This window comes from Paenibacillus sp. AR247 (assembly GCF_002968895.1).
Classification (GTDB): domain Bacteria; phylum Bacillota; class Bacilli; order Paenibacillales; family Paenibacillaceae; genus Paenibacillus_AQ; species Paenibacillus_AQ favisporus.
In genome coordinates this window covers 52,824-55,213 of record NZ_PCZT01000020.1, presented here as the reverse complement: position 1 = coordinate 55,213, position 2,390 = coordinate 52,824, and the positions used below count along the sequence as shown (strand labels likewise).

3 protein-coding genes and 1 other RNA gene are annotated in these 2,390 nt (G+C 47.0%); all 4 read right to left on the bottom strand.

Translation table 11 applies throughout. The features are described 5' to 3' along the window. Nucleotides 1-165: 165 nt before the first annotated feature. Nucleotides 166-408, bottom strand: a complete 243-nt coding sequence (locus CPT76_RS27380) for a cold-shock protein (RefSeq protein WP_308737674.1) — start codon at nt 406-408, stop codon at nt 166-168. A 51-nt stretch (nt 409-459) separates the two neighbouring features. Then, nucleotides 460-660, bottom strand: coding sequence for a cold-shock protein (locus CPT76_RS27375; RefSeq protein WP_076173149.1), 201 nt, complete (start codon nt 658-660; stop codon nt 460-462). A gap of 364 nt (nt 661-1,024) precedes the next feature. Next, nucleotides 1,025-1,390, bottom strand: a transfer-messenger RNA (tmRNA) gene (gene ssrA, locus CPT76_RS27370). Between the two features lie 233 nt (nt 1,391-1,623). Beyond that, nucleotides 1,624-2,106, bottom strand: a complete 483-nt coding sequence (gene smpB / locus CPT76_RS27365) for an SsrA-binding protein SmpB (protein ID WP_105445139.1) — start codon at nt 2,104-2,106, stop codon at nt 1,624-1,626. Nucleotides 2,107-2,390 lie beyond the last annotated feature (284 nt).

Here is a 2,390-nt window from a genome sequence, read left to right as displayed (position 1 = left end):
GATTTGAAGTAGGCTCGTCAGAAATGCAAAATCCACAACCCCATGAGGTTGTGGATTTCATTTACGTGATAGGCGAGGGGAAGTCGAACCCCTGTCCGGACATAACGCCATCTTTTTTCCGCGTATAGATCGTAACCATAGTGATGTCACTGGTCCTCGCTTTATTTAATGCTTCGTCTGATTCGGACTTGTATTTGTTAAAATAGGCAGCATTTTCTGACTCTTCTCCATGAAGGAATTGCATTGGCCACAAATCGGTTGGATCAGAAAAACAAAGTTATCCCTCATCCATCCGTTGCACTTTTCATTGGTGCACGACCATATCGTTGTCATTTCCTCAGGAAGATCGATCATCAGTCTTTTCCGTGAATAGTACAAGCAGCATCCCACTTTCTCTTCTGGAATCATGAGCGAAAAAAAGGCCCCGACACGATGTGCGGGACCTTTCTAATTACAAACTTAGAGTTTTACAACATTCTCGGCCTGTGGGCCACGGTTGCCTTGTACTACATTAAATTCAACTTTTTGACCTTCATCCAACGATTTGAAGCCGTCGCTCACGATTGCACTGAAGTGCACAAATACGTCGTCTCCGCCTTCAACCTCGATAAAACCAAAACCTTTGTCTGCATTAAACCATTTTACTGTTCCTTGTTGCATAGTTCATTACCTCCATAATTGTTTTTTTTACATGATCTTCGAGTTTCCAAAAAAAATCACATATTGTACAAGGTTACATCATCAAAATCTAACCCTCTACAATATGTGATCTCAGGTCGAAATTCCAATAAACTAACTATAACACAACTGGAGATGAATAACAAGTTTTTTTGAATTTTGCTTCCATTTTATTGGAACTCACCTTATCTGCAGTATGACACTGTATAATCTTCCCCGGGTAGTATACTTAGTAAACCACAATTAAAGTGGAGAAAAATATTGATTAAGAGTCATTGCGCAGCCATCCTAAAAAATACAGAGATGCAAAAAAGCGGCCCGTTACGGGTCGCTTTTCTGATACTCATTATGGAGGCGAGGGGAGTCGAACCCCTGTCCGAAGATAACGCCACATAAGCTTCTACGGGTGTAGTAACAGTTTTGATGTCACCCTAGAGACTCCCCGTTACCGGATTCCCTTCGGGTCAGCCTGTTTGTCTTCTTCAGCTAGCCGCAGGCGGAGACTAGACAGCGTATCCCACTAAAGTTGAGCCCTCATCCCGGCACATGGGCGATGCAGAGCGAGAGCACGTCTGCAGGTTATTAAGCTGCGAGAGCGTAGTTGTTTTGTTGTTTGCCAGTTATTATTGGCTTTAGCGTTGATGAAGTGGACGCGTCCCCACTACCCGCTACTCATGCTCGAACTATCCCCGTCGAATCCAAGAACGCCCCCTTATTAAAAAGGGCTTCTATTGGATTAGATTAGAACCGTTGAAGCATAAGAAGCAATCTATCCAGCATCCTTCCCCTCCATGAAGAAAGGATGATCAGAAGCATTTATCACGTAAAAGGCTGGTCAAGCCATAACCTCTTACATACATAGTATATCACACATTCCGGCCAAAATGACACAGAGGTTGAAGGAAACGCAGGTGAAACTTGCCTGTAACTTCACATAACCCCAAATTAACGCGCGATCTTCTGCTTCTCACGGAGTGCCCGCTGAATGTCGCGCTGCGCGTCGCGTTTGGCGGCCGAATCACGCTTGTCATACTGCTTCTTACCGCGGCCAAGGCCGAGCAGCAGCTTCGCGTAGCCGTTGCGGATATACACCTTAAGCGGAACGATCGTATAGCCTTCCTGCTTGGTCTGTCCCAACAGCTTGTGGATCTGTTCCTTGTGCATCAGCAGCTTGCGGGTCCGCGTCGGATCCGTCGGATTATAGCGGTTGCCCTGCTCAAACGGGCTGATATGCATGTTATGAATATGAATTTCCCCATTGCGGATCGTTGCAAACGCATCCCCGATATTGGCCCGTCCGTTCCGGATCGACTTGATCTCGGTTCCGGTCAGCACCATGCCGGCTTCGTACGTATCCTCGATGAAGTAATCATGGGAAGCTTTTTTGTTCTGGGCCAGGACCTTCCCGTCACTCTTCTTACCACCCATGCTATCACTCCTCCCACACTTGCTATAACAGCAATGGACTTCCGGTATACAGCACAAGGGGAAGCAGCTCAAGCGCCCTAACGAGAGCGTCTAGAGGCCGCAAACCCGGCCGGTATACCAGAAATCCATTGTATCAACTGGGCTGGGCAAAATCAAGATTTCGGCGAAAAGGCGCACGGGTGGCGCCCATTTCAGGCGAAGCCTGATTTAAAAGATACTGCCCAGGAACCCTTCTACTTTTTCTTCTTGCGCACGAAGGCGGCTGTGCCATTCTTGGCCGCACC

Coding starts and splice junctions, on each gene's coding strand:
- CPT76_RS27380 (WP_308737674.1), bottom strand. CDS start 408: ATGATTCCAGAAGAGAAAGTGGGATGCTGCTTGTACTATTCACGGAAA.
- smpB (WP_105445139.1), bottom strand. CDS start 2,106: ATGGGTGGTAAGAAGAGTGACGGGAAGGTCCTGGCCCAGAACAAAAAA.
- CPT76_RS27375 (WP_076173149.1), bottom strand. CDS start 660: ATGCAACAAGGAACAGTAAAATGGTTTAATGCAGACAAAGGTTTTGGT.